General features: G+C 40.4%; 13 protein-coding genes. 1 reads left to right on the top strand and 12 read right to left on the bottom strand.

All coding sequences use genetic code 11. The annotated features are described in order from the left end of the window. The first annotated feature begins 478 nt into the window (after nucleotides 1-478). Entirely contained in the window at nucleotides 479-3253 is a 2775-nt protein-coding gene (locus D0T60_RS01260) for an ATP-binding protein (RefSeq protein WP_163216333.1), read from the top strand. Here the strand turns inward: D0T60_RS01260 and D0T60_RS01255 are convergent. The 12 genes from D0T60_RS01255 to ftcD all read right to left on the bottom strand — a co-directional run bounded on the left by D0T60_RS01255 (nucleotide 3234) and on the right by ftcD (nucleotide 18301). Next, a complete protein-coding gene (locus D0T60_RS01255) occupies nucleotides 3234-4739 on the bottom strand; it encodes an MBOAT family protein (protein ID WP_163216332.1) in 1506 nt (501 codons plus the stop codon). The two genes, D0T60_RS01260 and D0T60_RS01255, sit on opposite strands and share 20 nt — an antisense overlap. Then, nucleotides 4726-5655 carry an SGNH/GDSL hydrolase family protein gene (locus tag D0T60_RS01250; RefSeq protein ID WP_239059469.1) on the bottom strand — a complete coding sequence of 310 codons (930 nt, stop codon included), beginning with the start codon at nucleotides 5653-5655 and terminating at the stop codon, nucleotides 4726-4728. Before D0T60_RS01250 ends, D0T60_RS01255 begins: the two co-directional genes overlap by 14 nt. Beyond that, nucleotides 5609-6979, bottom strand: a complete 1371-nt coding sequence (locus D0T60_RS01245; protein ID WP_163216331.1) for a hypothetical protein — start codon at nucleotides 6977-6979, stop codon at nucleotides 5609-5611. Before D0T60_RS01245 ends, D0T60_RS01250 begins: the two co-directional genes overlap by 47 nt. A 115-nt stretch (nucleotides 6980-7094) precedes the next feature. Next, nucleotides 7095-7388 (bottom strand): PG0541 family transporter-associated protein, encoded by a 294-nt coding sequence (locus D0T60_RS01240; RefSeq protein WP_163216330.1) that lies wholly within the window; start codon nucleotides 7386-7388, stop codon nucleotides 7095-7097. Next, a complete protein-coding gene (locus tag D0T60_RS01235) occupies nucleotides 7385-10573 on the bottom strand; it encodes an efflux RND transporter permease subunit (protein WP_163216329.1) in 3189 nt (1062 codons plus the stop codon). The genes D0T60_RS01240 and D0T60_RS01235 overlap by 4 nt, the downstream gene beginning before the upstream one ends. Nucleotides 10574-10594: 21 nt before the next feature. After that, entirely contained in the window at nucleotides 10595-11614 is a 1020-nt protein-coding gene (locus tag D0T60_RS01230; protein ID WP_163216328.1) for an efflux RND transporter periplasmic adaptor subunit, read from the bottom strand. 16 nt (nucleotides 11615-11630) lie between these two features. Next, nucleotides 11631-12971, bottom strand: coding sequence for a TolC family protein (locus D0T60_RS01225; RefSeq protein ID WP_163216327.1), 1341 nt, complete (start codon nucleotides 12969-12971; stop codon nucleotides 11631-11633). 11 nt (nucleotides 12972-12982) lie between these two features. Next, complete coding sequence (locus tag D0T60_RS01220) at nucleotides 12983-13660, bottom strand: TetR/AcrR family transcriptional regulator (protein ID WP_163216326.1); 678 nt, start codon at nucleotides 13658-13660, stop codon at nucleotides 12983-12985. Nucleotides 13661-13999: 339 nt separating this feature from the next. After that, on the bottom strand, nucleotides 14000-15493 hold the full coding sequence (gene hutH, locus D0T60_RS01215) for a histidine ammonia-lyase (RefSeq protein WP_163216325.1): 1494 nt from the start codon (nucleotides 15491-15493) through the stop codon (nucleotides 14000-14002). Further along, complete coding sequence (locus D0T60_RS01210; protein WP_163216324.1) at nucleotides 15490-16119, bottom strand: cyclodeaminase/cyclohydrolase family protein; 630 nt, start codon at nucleotides 16117-16119, stop codon at nucleotides 15490-15492. The genes hutH and D0T60_RS01210 overlap by 4 nt, the downstream gene beginning before the upstream one ends. A gap of 23 nt (nucleotides 16120-16142) precedes the next feature. Continuing rightward, complete coding sequence (gene hutI / locus D0T60_RS01205; RefSeq protein ID WP_163216323.1) at nucleotides 16143-17396, bottom strand: imidazolonepropionase; 1254 nt, start codon at nucleotides 17394-17396, stop codon at nucleotides 16143-16145. 2 nt (nucleotides 17397-17398) lie between these two features. Further along, nucleotides 17399-18301, bottom strand: a complete 903-nt coding sequence (gene ftcD, locus D0T60_RS01200) for a glutamate formimidoyltransferase (RefSeq protein WP_163216322.1) — start codon at nucleotides 18299-18301, stop codon at nucleotides 17399-17401. Nucleotide 18302 lies beyond the last annotated feature (1 nt).

Below are 18302 nucleotides of genomic sequence, written 5' to 3'. Positions count from 1 at the left end.
AGGTGCCGGGAATTACAAAAAGTGATACCGGCAATTGAAGTAAATGCTACTGGAAGGTTGAGAAAGTGATGGTAGCAACAGGGGATGTTTTCTGTTTTGGTCTATTCATTTTTACATCATTATCATCATCATTATATATATAGCCATTTTTTTGCTATACGGTTTGCTATACTTTTAATCTTTCGGTTTTAAGAGAAGTGTAAGAAGAAGGAATGCGAACGAATTTGAATAAAACGGCTTATCAAAAGGAGAGAAAGAGGTTTAATGAGGCGGGAATTAACAGAATATTTTATCCAGGAAACAAAAGAAAAAGAAGAGAAATAACGAAACCTATTTAGAAATTTTAAGAAATACAGAAAAGAAGAAAGGAAAAGGAGAAGAAAGGGAGTGAAAAAATAGAAGATTATGGCGGAAACCAAAGACGTATATCACATAAAATTATGTATCTTTGTAATAGACCATAAAACTTATTTTTATTGTGAGCAGAAATACAACTAACGAGAACAAGGTATTGAATCTGGTATTAACTGATCTCAATGCAGGATGGTGGGAACTCGATCATCATAAACTACAATTTACATTCTCCGATTTTATTAAAGACTTATTGAAATTAGAGGTTAATACTCTTCCGGTAAATGATATCATAAGAAATACTCGAAAAGATTATAGAGAAAAGCTTCTTCAGAGCAAAGAAAATATTTTCAGCAAAGAAGTTATATTCCCATTGATTTATAATGATGAAGAGATTTGGATACGTTCAAAGTCTCTTCATAAGAGTTTAGAGGAGAATTGCGAAACAGGCTATTTTCAATTAATAACGAACCCGGAAATCGCATCTCCGGAAAAGGGAGCATCTTTACGCCTCAACAATTTATTATACCAACTAAACAGCGTTTCAGAGATACTATTATCATTCTTAAAAGCAGACTCTCCTGAAAAAATTATTAATCAGGTGCTCACTGATATTTTAAAGCAGTTCAAAGCCGGAAGAGCCTATATATTTGAGTATAATTGGGAAAACGAAACCCAATCTTGCACATACGAGATTGTTGACGAAAACATAAAGCCCGAAAAGGATATCTTAACAGATCTTCCTATTATGCACAACGACTGGTGGAGCAACCAACTAATGAGTGGCAACTCGATTATACTGTCAAGTCTCGAAGAGCTACCGAAAGAAGCGGCCGAAGCCAAAGAACTGCTCCTGGTACAAGATATTAAATCGCTTATAGTTGTTCCATTAGCTTCTAAAAACGGTGTGTGGGGATATGTGGGGATTGACGTAGTTGATTCTTTTCATCACTGGAGCGAAGATGATCGGCTATGGTTCAGTTCTATGGCCAATATTATCAGTCTTTTTATAGAGCTACATCGTTCGGAAAAAACTGCATTACTCGACAAGGCCCAGCTACAGAACTTATACGCCAATATGCCTTTAGCATATCTCCGCCTAAAAATTATTTTTGACGACTCGGGCAACCCGATTGACTACATTCCACTGGAAGCAAATAAAGCTGCCGAAGAGATTTTCCAACTTCCATTCCATTCCTTTATCAATATAAAGGGAAGTATATGTAGGAATAATTTTAGTGAAGAATTAAAACTATTCAAACAAATATTAAATACCGAAGGGCATTTAGAATTCCAGCAATGGATTAAGGATATAAACAAATACTGCAACACTGTGATGTATGCTATTACAAAGGATCAGATTGTTTGCTTACTTTCCGACATCACCCAATCTCATAAAATGCACGAAGAATTGGATCGCAGCGAAAAGATTCTTCGAAATATATACGATAACCTGCCTGTAGGCATAGAACTTTATGATAAAGACGGGAAGCTTATCGACATGAATAGCTGTGATATAAAAATGTTTGGGCTTACACGTAAAGAAGATGTATTAGGCATCAATTTATTCAACAACCCGAATATGCCGAAGGATATAATCAATGCATTACAAAACGAACAGTCTGTGTCTTTCCGTGTAAACTATACCTTCAACACCATTAAAGATTACTACACCTCTACCCGGAAAGATGCGATTGAGATTTATTCAAAAGGAAACATTCTGTATGATAGTAAAGGAAATATTATCAACTATCTATTTATAAACATAGACAATACAGAAATAAACCAAGCCTATAGCCGAATTGCCGAATTCGAGAGTTCGTTCTCATTAATCAGTAAATACGGAAAAATTGGTTATTGCAAATTCGACCTTAATACCAGAGAAGGCAATGGAGTAACACAATGGTATCACAACTTAGGCGAAAAGCCGGGCACACCACTCAATCAGATTATAAGTGTATATAACCATGTAAATGAAGAAGATAGGCAAAAACTATTCGTGCATATAGACCGGGTAAAAGCCGGAGAAATCAATGGTTTCTCCGAAGATCTACGCGTATTACACGAAGATAATGTATGGCGTTGGACACAGGTTAATGTACTTAAAAACCCGGCAAATGCCGACTCTTCAAAACTTGAAATGCTTTGTGTTAACTTCGATATTACTAACCTAAAAGATACAGAAACCAAACTTATCGAAGCCAAAGAAAAGGCCGAAGTCAGCGACAAACTAAAATCGGCTTTTGTTGCTAACATGAGTCACGAAATACGCACCCCTTTAAATGCCATTGTTGGCTTTTCCGGGCTCTTGGCCGATGCAGAGGATAAAGAAGAAAGAACTTTCTATGCAAACATTATCCAGGAAAACAACGATTTATTGTTGCAACTCATTTCGGATATTCTCGATTTGTCTAAGATAGAAGCCGGCATCCTCGATTTTAGTTATGATGAGGTAGATGTAAATGCACTTTGTGCCGAAATGGTACAAACATACAGTATAAAAACACAAAATAGCCAAGTTAAAATACTGTATGGTAAGCACATATCATCTTGCCGCATATTCAGCGATAAGAATCGTTTGATGCAGGTTATTGGCAATTTCATGAATAACGCCATCAAGTTTACCACCGAAGGTAGTATCATCGTAGGTTTTCAGCAAGAAGGAAAAGATAAGATTAAGATCTTCGTACAAGATACAGGATGCGGTATACCGGAAGAAGAACAAGAAGCCATATTCCAGCGTTTTGTGAAGCTTAATCATTTCGTTCAGGGAACCGGACTCGGATTATCTATTTGCAATAGTATTGTAGAACAAATGGGTGGAGAAATCGGAGTTACTTCCAAAGTTGGAGTAGGTTCCTGTTTCTGGTTTACACATCCTATCAAAACTGGAAATAGATAAACGGCTGAATCTCGCTACTTTTAATCTGAATAACCAAATAAATCAGTGCTACCACCAGCACCACTTTACCTAAAAATGGGAGCCCAATAATGTTGCGCTCAAAAGCCTGCTCCCATTTTACGGGTGCAAAGTGCAGTAAGAAGCCTAAAAGCATCAAGGCAAAAACGCGCCAATAGCCGGTTATTAGCTGCCCGAACAATTCGGGGTGAAAGTTGGTTGCAATCTGCCCAAGCATATTAACCGAATTCTCAAAGCTCACGTTGCGAAAGAATATCCAACAGAAGCACACGAAATGAAAGGTTATAGCAACTCCGAACCAATGCCATATCTTACCCAAAAATGGCTGTCTGATGCCATGAGTACTTTTCTTCTGCTTAGTAATAGTCATCCAACCTTTATGTAAAGCCAAGGCTACCCCATGAAACATTCCCCAAACAACAAAGTTCCACGAAGCACCATGCCACAATCCACCCAGAAACATGGTAATGATCAGGTTGAGGTATTGGCGGAATTTACCTTTTCGGTTTCCACCCAATGATATATACAAATAATCTTTAAGCCAGCTTGATAAGGAGATATGCCACCTACGCCAAAATTCGGTGATGGAAGCCGACTTATAAGGAGAATCAAAGTTGATATTGAAATGGAATCCAAGAAGCAGAGCAATACCTATAGCCATATCGCTATATCCGGAAAAATCGCAATAAATCTGTAAAGCATATCCATACACTCCCATTAAATTCTCTACTCCGGAATACAAGGTAGGGTTGGCAAAGATGCGTTCCACAAAGTTCACACTGATATAGTCGGAGATGATTGCTTTCTTAAATAGCCCGCATACAATAAAGTAAACGCCTCTTCCAAACATTTCCTGAGTTACCACGAGTGGTTTTCTTATCTGAGGAAGAAAATCACGGGCACGAACAATCGGTCCGGCTACCAACTGCGGAAAGAAAGACACATAAAACGCATAATCCAACAGGCTGCTCAAAGGGGTTATCTCTTTCCGGTAAACATCAATTGTGTAGCTCAAAGATTGAAAGGTAAAGAAAGAGATTCCAACCGGCAGGAATATATCCAAAGCAGAGAAAGTTCCTCCCGTTAACGAAGCTATTATCTCGCCAAAGAAGTTTGTATATTTAAAGTAGCACAACAACCCAAGATTGAGACATAGACTAAGAACAACCAGCAACTTCCTTATACTCACTTTATGGCTACGATGCATCCACCGAGCAATAAAGAAGTCGGAAACTGTAACAATTCCCAATAAAAAGAAATAAGTTCCGCTGCTTTTATAATAGAAATAATAAGAGAAAAGAGTCACAAAAAGAATACGGGGAGTATCCTGCTTTTTCAGCAGCATATATATAATGATAAACCAGGAGAACAACCACAGAAAAAAACCACTACTAAATATCATAGGAGCCTGTGGGTTATACAGGAATATATCTTTCAGCCGATCTATATCTATATCAAAAAGAGACATAAGTATTGTATTCTTTAATAATTGCTTCGTACAGTAACTCGCCTTGCAGCACATAACCTTCGGGCAAGTAATGTATATGATCCAGTCTCATTAAATTAGAATCCCACCAGTTTTTTGCAGCACGCTCGGCACCACCAACAGCCGCAAATAAATCCCATACGGCCAGTTTATGATTTCTGGCATAACGGAAAATGGTTTCAACTGCCGTGATGGTACGTGGGTTAACCGAATAAGTCCGTCTTCTTTTTCGTTGTCGAAAACTCTCGTAAGCTCCCGGAGGAGTAGTTAACAAGATGGGAATATTCGGTAAATCTGCTCGCAGCAATTTAACCAGTTCATCTATTTGGTTATAATGGATATTCTGATTGTACTTTTTATTATGGCTTTCATTTGTGCCGAATGAGAGGATTAATAAATCCGGTTTTAAGTTCACAATATCGGCAATACGCTGAGCATGGGTAAATGTTAGTGAGGTTGCCCCATTCACCCCCATATCTGTATAAATCACAGCTCCGAAATCCTCTTTCAGCCGAGCACCCGTAGCTTGCGGATAGATATGGCCTCGTACATGACTGTCTCCAATATGCACAACCCGGATGCTATCACGAGATGCTCCGGCTCTCAATAGCCGCAAATGTTCCAAAAAAGGGGTTAGCGTTTCATTGGGGTCTATAATACAATTATCATTCAGTCCCACAAATGACTCCGGCATGGTTATAGAAACAAAAACCGAATCTACTTTCATAATCTCCCTTAATGGTTTAATTATTAAAATTGAATCGGGTTTAGGTTGCACCGGAATCTGATCCTGAGCAAACGCAACAGAAAGCCCCAAAAAGAAAAAGAGTAAAGTCCCTATTAATCGTAAACTATTCCTTTTCATAAGCACATCTCCTGTCATATTGTTCTTTACCATAGATTAGTACATCATATAATAATGTAGCCAAATGCTTACCGCCTTTAAAATTAATATGTGTATAATCGTAGTTTGCCATAGGTGGCTTTGCATTTACTAACTGAGCCATACTTCCTTCTCCTCCCATAGCCTCGAACATATTCCAGAAGGCAATGGAACTCTCTGCCGCAATATTTTGCTGATAGCGTATCAGGTTCTTTACACCAAGCATGGTTCGCATCTCTCCGCTATCCGAACGGTAGTTACGATCTCCCACACTGAGTAATAGGAATCCGGCTTGGGGGAAACATTCTTTCAGGTGTTCAATGGTGGCCAGCAATCCTTTCTGATAGCTGTCGTAATTAGAGCCACGAGAAGTAGCTACGTTCAAACCATATTGTAAGATGATCAAGTCGTATGGTCGCAGATCATTAAAATCTTTCAATGTTTTGGCAGGTATGTACCGCAAAGAAAGTCCCGAACTTGAGCGCAACGAATAGTTATCTACCGAGATACCTGTTTCTGCATCCATAGCAACACCATAGAAAATTGTTGTATCCGCCCGGTTCACAGTCCAACGTATTGAGCCGATATCTCCTTTCACCTTCATTTGTTGTAGATGGTTCGACTTCGTAAATTGCTGTTGCTGCTTGGCAGAACGATTAACCGAAGCCGTCAGTTCCAATGATCCGTGTGTATAGAAATAGATTGATGCTTCCTGGCAAGTGTCCAGTAGGGTTGCATATTTTGTTTGCCCGTTTAGCTCCACATGGGCTCCGGGGGTGGGAATAAAATAGCGGCAGGAAATGCCTTGTTTCTTCCGATCGAAATAAGTGCTATCAGTGGCAGCATGACTTCTCCAACCACGAAAAGAATGACGAACAGTAGGACGAAAGCCATACGTTGTAGATGTAACATCCACATAGCCAACCCCGCAGCCTCCATATTTTTGTTGAAGCATCTCTCTAAGGTCGGCGGTAAAGATATCGGCTTCGATAAACGAATCGCCAAACATGGCAATGCGCACAGGCCTTTCAAGAGAATCCATATTACTGAGTGCCCGGTAAAAAGGAATCATCCCTCTGAGAGTAGAATCGCTATAATCCTGAATGCAGGTAAGTCCCGTCATGCATGTATCTACAAATGCCGGCTTCACAACCGGAATTGGAGGTAATGATAATGTATCAACAAATTCTTCTGTTTCCGGTGGTCGTATGTCGCTTAATAAATCAACCTTTCTTAAGGTATATCCATTAATAGTAATGGCCGGTAGCCAATTCATCCCAAGAAGAATAATCAGCAAAAGTAGTGTTAACCAAAGTGTATGTGATAAATAGTTCTTCATTCTTCTTATCCCTGTTAAAACAAAGAGTGGGCAAAGATAAATAAAAGGATAAAAAGAAAGGGAGAATCTTACAAATAATGTAGACTCTCCCTTTAGTTATCTATTTTCAATCAATTTAAATAGATTGCTCTATACCCCACACAAAAGCACGGAGCCCTAACTGATCTTTTTTCTTATCCAGTTCTTTTAATGCAGCAAGTAAGTTTTCTACTCTCGAATCTTCTACTACTGCAATAATAGCTGAGTTCATTGAAGGCCATGCATGGCTTCCGAAATGAGGTTGACCGGTTTTAGAACCACGTCCTTGCACCCTATCCCAGTATGTAAAGCCGCGGCAGTTCATACGTTCGAGGGTAGCAATTACATTCTCATAGTGCGCCTGGTCAAATGTTATTAATACTGATTTCATTCTTCTATGTTTGATTTCTTTTTATTCTTCAACATCTTATCTTTATTTGCTTCATAGTATTCGTCAAGCTCTGCTTTCTTTTTTAAAGATCTGCGCTGACGCTTAATACCTACCCCTGCAAATACACAATAAAGAACCGGCACCAATACAAGTGTCAGAACAGTAGATACTGTTAAACCACCAATAACCGAAATACCCATCGGGCGCCACATTTCTGCTCCTTGTCCTGAACTAACAGCCATCGGAATCATACCAAGAATGGTAGTCAGCGTAGTCATTAATACCGGGCGAAGACGGCTCTTACCTGCGGTTACTACCGAGTATATTACGGCTTGTCCACGCTCGCGACACAATATAATGTAGTCGATAAGCACAATACCATTCTTCACCACAATACCAATAAGCATGATACCTCCCAGCAAACTCATTACACTTAACGTACTTCCGGAAATGAATAGAGCCATCAACACCCCACTCACCGCAAAAGGTACAGAGAACATAATGATAAACGGATAGGATAAAGATTCAAACTGTGCCGCCATCACAATAAATACAAGCACGATGATAAGTACCCCTAAGGTAGCCAAATCGGCAAAAGATTCTACCTGATCTTCGTACGTACCCGCAATTTGCACATTTATACCAGCCGGAAGTTCCATAGAGTCAATCACCTTTTTACCTTCGGCCACTACATCTCCTAAAGCCGCTCCTGATATTACAGCCGAAACTGTAACAATACGTTCACGGTCTTTACGCTCGATGGTAGGAGGAGTAAAGCGTTCTACCACTTTACCAACATCTCTTACACGAACAGGTTTTCCTGCATTATTATATATAATGATGTCTTCTAAGCTTGCAATGCTTGTACGGTATTCGGGAGCATAACGCACCACAATATCATACTCGTCGCCATCTTCACGATACTTCGATGCTGTAGATCCGTTCACACGGTTACGAAGATAGTTACCGGCAGTAGAAAGGTTCAAGCCATGCAGTGCTAACTTCTCGCGGTCGAAATCTACTTGGAACTCAGGTTGATAGTCGCCACGACTGATATTTACTTCCGATACCCCTTTAATATTAAAGAGTTTATGTTTCAATGTATCGGCCACCATATCAGTTAACGCCATATCATATCCATAGATTTCAAAGTCGGCGGTAGATTGTCCACCCATACCGCTATTACCTCCAACAACCACTTTCACTTTGCTGAATTCCGGGTATGCCAGTAAGTCGTTACGCATTTCATCGCCTACCTCCGTCATACTACGTTCTTTTTTGCGTTTACGTTCGCCGGGATTCGAAAGCTTAATATTGAACGAAACAATGTGCGGTCCGTTTTCCGAAAGAGAGGCAAATACGTTATCCGAATCGGCCTGTCCTACACGGAAGTTACACACTTGTATTTCGGGATATTTGCTTAACCATTCATTTACCAATTTGGTTGATAAATCTCTGGCCACCTCCATACGTGTACCTATAGGTGTTTCGAGGGTGGCTGTAATCTGTCCGTTATCTTGCACAGGGAAGAACTCTGTACTAATACCTTTGGCAGAGAACAAACTCAACACGAAGAATGCTACACACAATAAGATCACAACCAGACGATGACGTACAGCCCAGTTCAGCATATTGGCATACCACTTATCTAATGCATCGAGCGCTTTCTGAATAGGAGTATAAATAACAGTGAAAGTCTTAGATTGCTTTTTCTGTAAACGTAGCAGTTGCGAACACAACATCGGGGTAAGAGAAAGAGCAGCCACGGTAGATACTATCATGATTGTACACATCATCCAACCCAATTGTTTGAAAAGCACCCCTGTCATACCTGTAATCATGGTCAGAGGGAAGAACACGGCAAGCATGGTTAATGTAGACGCAATTACCGATATAGCTACCTCGTTAGTACCATGAATAGCTGCTTGTTTAGGATCGGACCCTCGCTCAATGTGCGTCGTGACATTCTCCAATACCACAATGGCATCATCCACCACCATACCTATCGCAATGGAGAGGGAAGACAGAGAGATAATATTAATGGTATTGCCGGATATCGCCAGATAGATAAATGATGATATCAACGAAAGAGGAATGGTGATAGAGATAATAAGTGTAGCTCTCCATCTACCTAAGAACACAAATACCACAAGCACCACGAAAAGCAACGCATCTCTTACGGTATCACTTAAACTATTGATGGTGTTCAGAATGTTCTCCGACGTATCAAAGATTATACCCAATTTGATGTCCGAAGGCAAGTTCTTCTGCAAATTAGGAAGCTCTTTCATTACCTTCTCTACAATGGCTACGGAGTTGGCTCCGGACTGCTTCTGAACAATAATCATTGCTCCGCGCTTGCCATTGGTATAGGCTTCTTGTGCACGTTCTTCTACGGTATCGGTGATAGTAGCCACATCGGTTAAATGTACACTGGCTCCGTTGTGCACAGCTACTATGATGTTTTTCATCTCGTCTGCATCTTTAAACTCTCCTTCTACACGTAGTGCGTAGGTTTCGTTTCCGATGTCAAAGTTACCTCCGGGAATGTTTCTATTCTCTGCTCCGATAATAGCACTAATTGTTTCTATACTCAAGTTATAGGCTTCCAACTTGTTGGGGTCGCAATACACTTGTATTTCGCGTTTGGGTGCACCAGACACAGATACCGTTCCTACCCCGGGAATACGTGCCAAGGGATTTGCCACATTATCATCCAGAATCTTATAAAGTGCTGCCTGACTTTCTTCTGCTTGTACGGATAGCATGATAATAGGAATCATGTCTGTACTAAACTTAAAGATGATAGGGGTTTCCGCATCATCGGGAAGAGAAGACGAAATCATGTCCAGTTTATCGCGTACATCATTTGTCAGCACATCAATGTCATAACCATATTCAAACTCTAATGTGATTACTGAGATGTTTTCTGACGATCTTGAACTTACGTGCTTCAGGTTACTTACTGTATTCAGCACATTTTCCAAAGGACGCGAAACGTTATTTTCAATATCCGACGCACTGGCACCGGGATAAGAGGTCATTACCATGATGGTATTTGTCTCAATATCCGGAAGCAAGTCGACCGGTAGTTTTGTCAAGGAGAAAAGACCGAAAATCACTACTGCTACAAAGCAAAGTGCGGTCATAATCGGTTTCTTAACCGATCCTTCGTATATACTCATACTGTATTCGTTTTAATTCTGTTACTTACTAACTTCTACTTCCATATCGTTGAGCAAGCGTGCCTGACCTGCGATAACTACCTCTGATCCGTTATCTACACCCGAAAGCAGCTCGTATTCTGAATCCATACGACGTCCAAGTTCTACTTTATTATAAGATACTTTTCCGTTCTTGTATACATATACGTATCTGTCTCCCGATCCTGCTTGTTTCACGATGGCTACATCGGGTACTACCACGCTGTTGCGTGTTCCGAAGTTTATGGTTACACGGGCAAACATTCCCGGACGCACTCTTTGATCTTTGTTATCCAATTTGATTTCCATTGGGAATGTACGAGTAGCCGGATCAATGGTAGGATAAACCAAACTTACTCTTCCTGTAAACTCTTCATCTCCATATACATCAAACTTAATAGATACCGAAGCTCCTTTTTGAATCTGTGTGAAATAAGTTTCGGAAACGTTTACCATAAGCTTAACGGGGTTGATTTGTTCAACTACTAATACCGGTTTTTCACTTTTAAACATATCACCATTATCATAGTTACGAGCAGTGACTACTCCGTTGATTGGGCTCACTAAAGAAGTGTTTTCCAACAAATTCTTATAAGATGTTTTCATTACATCCAATGACGTTTTGAAAGCATCCCAATCTGATTTGGAGATTCCACCTACTTTATAAAGTTCATCCATACGTTTGAATTCTATTTCCTGATTCTCCAATTGAAATTTCAGTTGTTGAAGGTTAGAAGCATCCATATCTACCAGTTTCTGCCCTTTTACTACACGATCTCCCACCTCTACCATAATACGATTGATACGCACAGGTACACTTGGAGCTATGTTATTTATAACCTCAGCTTCTACCGTAGCAGTATATTCAACAAGATGATCTACAGGACGAGAAGCCACCTTTGCCAATTTAACAATCGGTTTATCTTCTTTCTTTTCTACAGTAGAATCATCTTTTCCACCTCCGGAACATGAGCTTATAATTGCAACAGCAACTAAAGCAATCAAATAAAAACTCTTTTTCATTGTATTCTTTTTCTTTTTATTTTATATTTCTTTCTTTCCCCAAAACTTTATCAAGATCAGCCTGAGCAGTTAAATAATCATAGATTGCTTGATGATAAGTTAACTTTGTCTGTGTCAGTGCTACTTCCGAGTCATTGAGCTCCAATATAGTACCTTTACCTACTTCATAAAGTTTCCTCGAGATTTCACATCCCTTTTCTGCCAATAGAACACTCTCTTTATTACTTGCAACCTGCTCTGCACTTGCATTCATGTTGTTCTGATAAGAAGTTACTAACATTTGCAATTGGCGTTCTGTATTTATTCTGCCAAGCATTAATTGATGCTTTTGAATTTTGGTTTGCTTAACCTTCGTAAAGTTAGTAGCCTTAAAGAGAGGAATGGATAATGTCAGACTCAAGGTAGAATATGGCTTCCAATCATAATGTGCAAGTGAAAGATTATTTTCCATTGCTCTATAAAGATAATTAAAGCCTGCTGTTAATGTAGGCATGAAATTTGTGTTTTGCACTTTCAAAGCCCTATCCAACAGCTCTGTATTTAAATCCAACTGCCTTAATTCACTGTTATTATCTAATATCAATTGGTCTTTCAATAACTGTTGTCCAAACACAAACAACTCATAATCTTTCAGGCTTCCTACAATTGCAATATCTTGTTCGGGTTCTACACCCATTAATACTTTCAATTGCAATTTAGCCAAGTCTACTGCATTACGAGCCGAAACAACCGAAGGTAGCAAATTCCGCATCTGTACTTCTGCTCTAATTTTATCGTATTCACTAACAACACCTTGACCAAACTTTGCATTCACAACATTAAAATTCGCTTCTGACTGTTCATAACTCTTCTGAAGCACGTCATGACTATCTTGTGATAAAAGCAATATATAATATGCCTTTGCTACTTGATTTACCATATCCAATTCGGATGAACGGGCTTTTTCTACTGCCAATTCAACATCGGTCTTCGTCATATTAATGGCTTTATAAAGAGCTGGTGCAAAAATAGGAAGTCCTACTTGTAGCCCTCCTGAAGCTGTATTATCCGTTCCAACCTCAAATGACTGCCCATTCATGGACATAGACATCTTTTTTATTGCCCTCTCGTAAGTTCCGCCCAATGATACTTCCGGAAGAAGTCCTGCATAAGCCTCCTTCTTTGCTACCTTTTTCAGAGTAATTTCTTCATTGGCAACCTTTATTGTTGGATTCTCACTCAAAGCAATCTCTATTGCCTGTTCCAACGTAAGAGTCAGCGTTTCTTTAGTTTCTTGTGCCTTTACACTTCCAAAGGCCATAGTTAAGGCTAAAGCAAACACCATCTTTCTACCGATTAAACACTTCACTTTTCTCATACCTAAGTTCATTAACTTTTATTGTCTTGATTTTCTTGATTTCTTTGTTTACTCTTTTCTGTTCTATATTCTTTTATAAATTCTTCCAGTTCCTTTGCGCCCTTTTCGGTTGATATTCCACGCAAATAGATAAACATAATTGATTCGTATACTTCCAGGAAGTCGTATTTCTGCCCTAACTTAGAGTTCATTAGCGACTCCATCTGTTCGCTTAACATTGCATGCAGAATGGCAAAGTTTATATCATTTCTAAAAAGTCCCTGTTCAACCCCTTGCTGCAAGAAGTTTACAGCAACGTCATTATCCTTTTCTTTATTGTTCCTAAGTAATTCGTAAACCTTAGGATACTTCTTCATGTCTTCAAAAAAGGCTTTGTTCACTCTATGATAGGCTTCTACACTTGCCTGGTAACACTTCAATATTACCTCAAGCACATTCGTAGAGTTTGCCACCAACTCTTTCAATGTTTCTCTCGAAGTAGCTTGATGATATAAGATACACTCGCGCAACAAAGTTTCTTTATCCGCAAATGTCTCATACAAAGTACGCTTAGAGATTTTAAGTGCATTTGCTATATCATCCATCCGGATGCTCTTAATACCATGTACAGCAAAATCGTCAAGCGCTTGTTTTATAATTCTTTCTCTTAACACCTCTTTTGAGGAAGAATCTTTCCTTTGTTCTTTCATTATTACATTTTTTCTGCTCTAACTACATCATTAGTAATCCGAATCATTATTCAAGCCGACAAAGATATAGAGAAAACTAAAAACTCAAATTCAGTTTCCAGTGTTTTATTCCGGTTTTGACATAGATTAACAGTAGTGCATAAATATTCAGTCGATTAGGGAAGATTGATGCGAAGCCATAAGCATTCCGACTAAATGCTACTATCATTTAAAGCAAATGCTTACTTCATTTAATCCGAATGAAGTAAGCATTTAATGGAAATGCAAGTAGCATTTACCCACGCCAGAGGCAGTACAGAAGGGGTAAGCAAAAAAGAGGAAAGACAACCTGTTTTTCCGTTATTTCAGTTTAGTTCTGCTTAAAAATGCAACTGTTTTATGTATCTCTTTATACATTACAATATCATCTTTCACAAAAGGAACTTCCTTACGATAGGCATATAAGAATTCTTCCAACAAAGGAGACGATTTAAGCGGACGACGGAAGTCAATACCCTGCGCCGCATTCATTAGCTCAATAGCCAAGATGTGTTCCAGGTTATCAATGATGCGATATAGCTTGACTGCCGCATTGGCACCCATACTTACATGGTCTTCTTGTCCGTTGGAAGATACAATCGAATCGCTGGAAGCTGCGTAACAGTACATTTTATTTTGGCTTACGATAGAAGCTGCCGTATACTGCGGAATCATAAAACCCGAATTAAGCCCGGGATTGGCAACCAAGAACTCGGGCAATCCACGCAGCCCCATAATGAGTTGAGCTACACGTCGTTCCGAGATATTCCCTAACTCTGCCAAAGCAATAGCCAAATAGTCATATACAAGTGCTAAAGGCTGACCGTGGAAGTTTCCTCCCGAAATAATCAAATCTTCATCCGGAAATATAGTCGGATTATCGGTTACGGAGTTGATTTCCGTTAACAGCACCGAAGCCGCATGCCTGATAGCATCCTTAGTAGCACCATGTACCTGAGGGATGCACCGGAAAGAGTACGGATCTTGCAAATGTTTCTTAGGCTGCGAAATGATTTCACTTCCTTCCAGCAGCTTGCGAAAATATTCTCCCGTTTCTATCTGTCCTTTATGCGGGCGAATTTGTTGGATGCAATCCATAAACGGGTCTATCCGTCCGTCGAATGCTTCCAATGAGAGGGCAGCTATAAGATCGGCTTTCTTCGATAGTTTAAAAGCTTTGAGCAATGCATATACGCCATTGGCACTCATAAATTGAGTCCCATTCAATAGTGCAAGTCCTTCTTTGCTTTTCAGTTTTACAGGAGCCCAACCAAATTCGTCGAGTACGCTAATGGCTTCGCATTTCTTACCTTTGTAGTACACATCTCCTACCCCAATTAAAGGGAGGAAAAGGTTGGCTAAAGGTGCTAAATCGCCCGAAGCTCCCAACGAGCCACGATCATAAACGATGGGCATCACGTCATTATTAAAGAAATCGAGAATGCGTTGCACCGTGATAAGCTGTACGCCGCTATGCCCCAACGAAAGAGCATGGGCTTTAAGCAACATCATCAACTTAACAATGACAGGACGAATTTCTTCGCCTACACTGCAAGCATGACTTTTTACCAGGTTTTCTTGCAGGGTGCTAAGTTCATCGGAAGATACATTTATATTGCATAAAGAGCCAAAACCGGTAGTAATGCCATATAGAGGTTGGTCGGAAGATTGAATTTTCTGATCCAGATAATCCCGGCACTTAAGGATTCGTTCTTTGGCTTCCGGAGCTAAATCGAGCTTCAGGTTGTTATCAATAATTTGTTCAATGACTTCGAAAGTCAACTCGCCCGAGCCTACATAATAGATGTTTTTCATACTTCCAATTCTTTCTTAACAGCTTCTAATAACTCCCTTTCCTTTTCGTCGGCTTTCCGCTCCAGGCGTTCTGCTTCATCGGCCATTTCTCTGACAAACTCCCGATCTTTCAACGAACCCAGATTAATCCGTACATTCAGCAAGGCCCCCATCACTGCTGTCCGTGCAGTCATCATGGCTACACAAGCATCTGTTATGGCATTTTTATTTCCGGCACTTGCCACCTCTGCAATTGTTCCCATCAAGGCATAAGCATTACGGGCAACCTCCATTGGGATAATCGCTGCACATTTGGTTGCATCCTGAATGGCGGCACTACGCTCCTTCTTCTCGCTATCCGTTGTCTTAGGCATTTTGAAACATTCGAAAACTTTCTGATAAGCATCCGAATCCCGGTCTATATCTTCAGTAAAAAGCATTCGCCGTCTGTTTACAACTTCTGCCATTTGTTTCATCAATTCCTCTTGCGCTTCATATCCTTTTTTACCAATTGTAAGATTAGCTACCATTTCTGCCAATGCCGAAGCAATGGCTCCGCACAAAGCAGATACACTTCCTCCGCCCGGTATAGGTTCCTTAGCGGCTACTTCATTCAAGAAATCATTTACACTTAAATCTGTCAACATGTCTCTCTACTTTTAATTTATACTTAGTTATTTATATACAACATGCCTTCTTTCACGGTAACATCTACACAATTCATCCCTACATAATAAGGAAGAATCGTATATTTATCCGAAGGCAGAATAACAAGATCTCCTTTTTTGCCCACTTCTATACTTCCAATAGAATCTGCCCGGTTCAAAGCTGCTGCACCATTCAGGGTTAATGCTGTAATGGCTTCCTCTACAGAAAGTTGCATATAAATGCAAGCCAACGCAATTGTTAACGGAATGGAGCCGGAGAAACAGCTTCCCGGATTCAGATCGGTGGCCAGGGCTACGGCACAACCTGCCTGTATCATTTCCTTGCCTCGGGCATAAGGCTCTTTCAAGGCAAAAGCGGTTAACGGAAGCAAGGTAGCCACCACACCGGTTTCTGCCATGCGACGTATGCCTTCGTCGGAAGCTTGCAAAAGATGATCGGCAGAAAGAGCACCCAGCTCTGCTGCAAGTTCGGCACCTCCTAATGATACTATTTCATCGGCATGAAGTTTCAATAGAAGTCCTTGTTCTTTGGCGGCTTGCAGTAGTTTGCGAGATTGCTCTATGGAAAAGACTCCTTTTTCGCAAAACACATCACAACATTCGGCCAGGTTTTCTTTACGGATAATTGGAAGCATTTCATTGATTAAGAAATCAATATATTCATCGGAACGACCAACGTACTCCTGTGGCAAAGCATGAGCTCCCAAAAAAGTAGATACGACATCTACCTGTTTACGCTCATCGTTATTCAGGCTTTTCATTACTTTAAGTTGAAGAAGCTCCGTTTCCCGGTCGAGCCCGTAACCGCTCTTCCCCTCTACGGTGGTAATACCCATCACAGTCATTTTCTTCAAAAATGTTGCTGCGCGGGTACGCAACTGCTCAAAGGAACAATCGCGGGTAGCTTTAACTGTTGCTGCAATACCCCCTCCGTTTTCCATGATAGACATATAGCTCTCGCCTTTCAGTCGCCGGGAGAACTCTTCCGAACGCTCGCCACCAAATACAAAATGGGTATGAGAATCTACAAATCCGGGCAACACACATCTTCCTTGTGCATCGTACCAATAGTACCCCCATCTGAATCCGCTCTTCTCATTATTGCGAGAAGGCCCCACGTATGTTATGAGTCCGTTTGTTATCTCTATCGTACCTTTTTCGATATGATGCAGTTGAGACATTTCTTCTCCTTTACGAGCCGAAGAGCCCAATGGGGTTACAATGTGTGCATTGAAAATAATCAGATTCTCTTTCATCACTATTCCATTATTCGCGCTTCCAATACTTGCTGCATGGAGAAGTTTTCCAATCCTAAATAATAAGAGGCGGTATCAATCAGTGCTTCCATAGGAACAAGCCCAATGATTTCGCTCCCCACAATGGTGACTCCATAGCGACGCGCTTCAATACGGGTTAACTCAAAAGCGCGGTAAAGGGCAGTCTTAGAATAATCGGTCATATTAATAGATACCTGGGTGATGTTTCGTTCTTTTAGCTCCACTCCCATGGCTTTTACAAAACGTAAACCTCCGTTTATATGTCGGATGTTCTTAGCTATTTGAGTGGCAATATCCAGGTTATTGGTACTTAGGTTGATGTTGTAAGCCACTAAAGGCATACGGGCTCCAATGGCTACCGAACCTGCTGTGGGGTGTCTTTCGGCAGAGCCAAAATCGGGTTTCCATTCGGGTAGTTTTATCTTTTCGGCCATACCTTCGAACTCTCCTTTACGAACGGCAGCCAAATTCTCGCGGTGAGAGGCTGTAGCCGACTTTTCATACAAGAAGACCGGCAATTTATAAAGCTCGGCCACCTTCCCGGCTACTTGTTTCGACAGCGCAATGGCTTCCTCCATCGTCACATTTTTTATGGGGATAAAGGGGATAACATCTACAGCCCCCATACGTGGGTGTTGGCCGCTATGAGTATTTAAGTCGATTAGGTCGACAGCTATTCCAACAGCTTCTATAATAGCTTCCGACAGTGCCTCAGGCTCTCCTACCAGAGTAACAACTAAACGATTATGGTCTTCGTCGTTACTATAATCCAATAGTTTTACTCCTTGTTTTCCACGAAAGGGAGCTACTATTTTATCTATCTTCTCCAAATCGCGCCCTTCGCTAAAGTTAGGTACGCATTCAATGATTTGATTCCAACTCATG

This window comes from Bacteroides sp. 224 (genome assembly GCF_010500995.1).
Lineage (GTDB): Bacteria > Bacteroidota > Bacteroidia > Bacteroidales > Bacteroidaceae > Bacteroides.
This window is presented reverse-complemented; position numbering and strand designations above follow the sequence as displayed.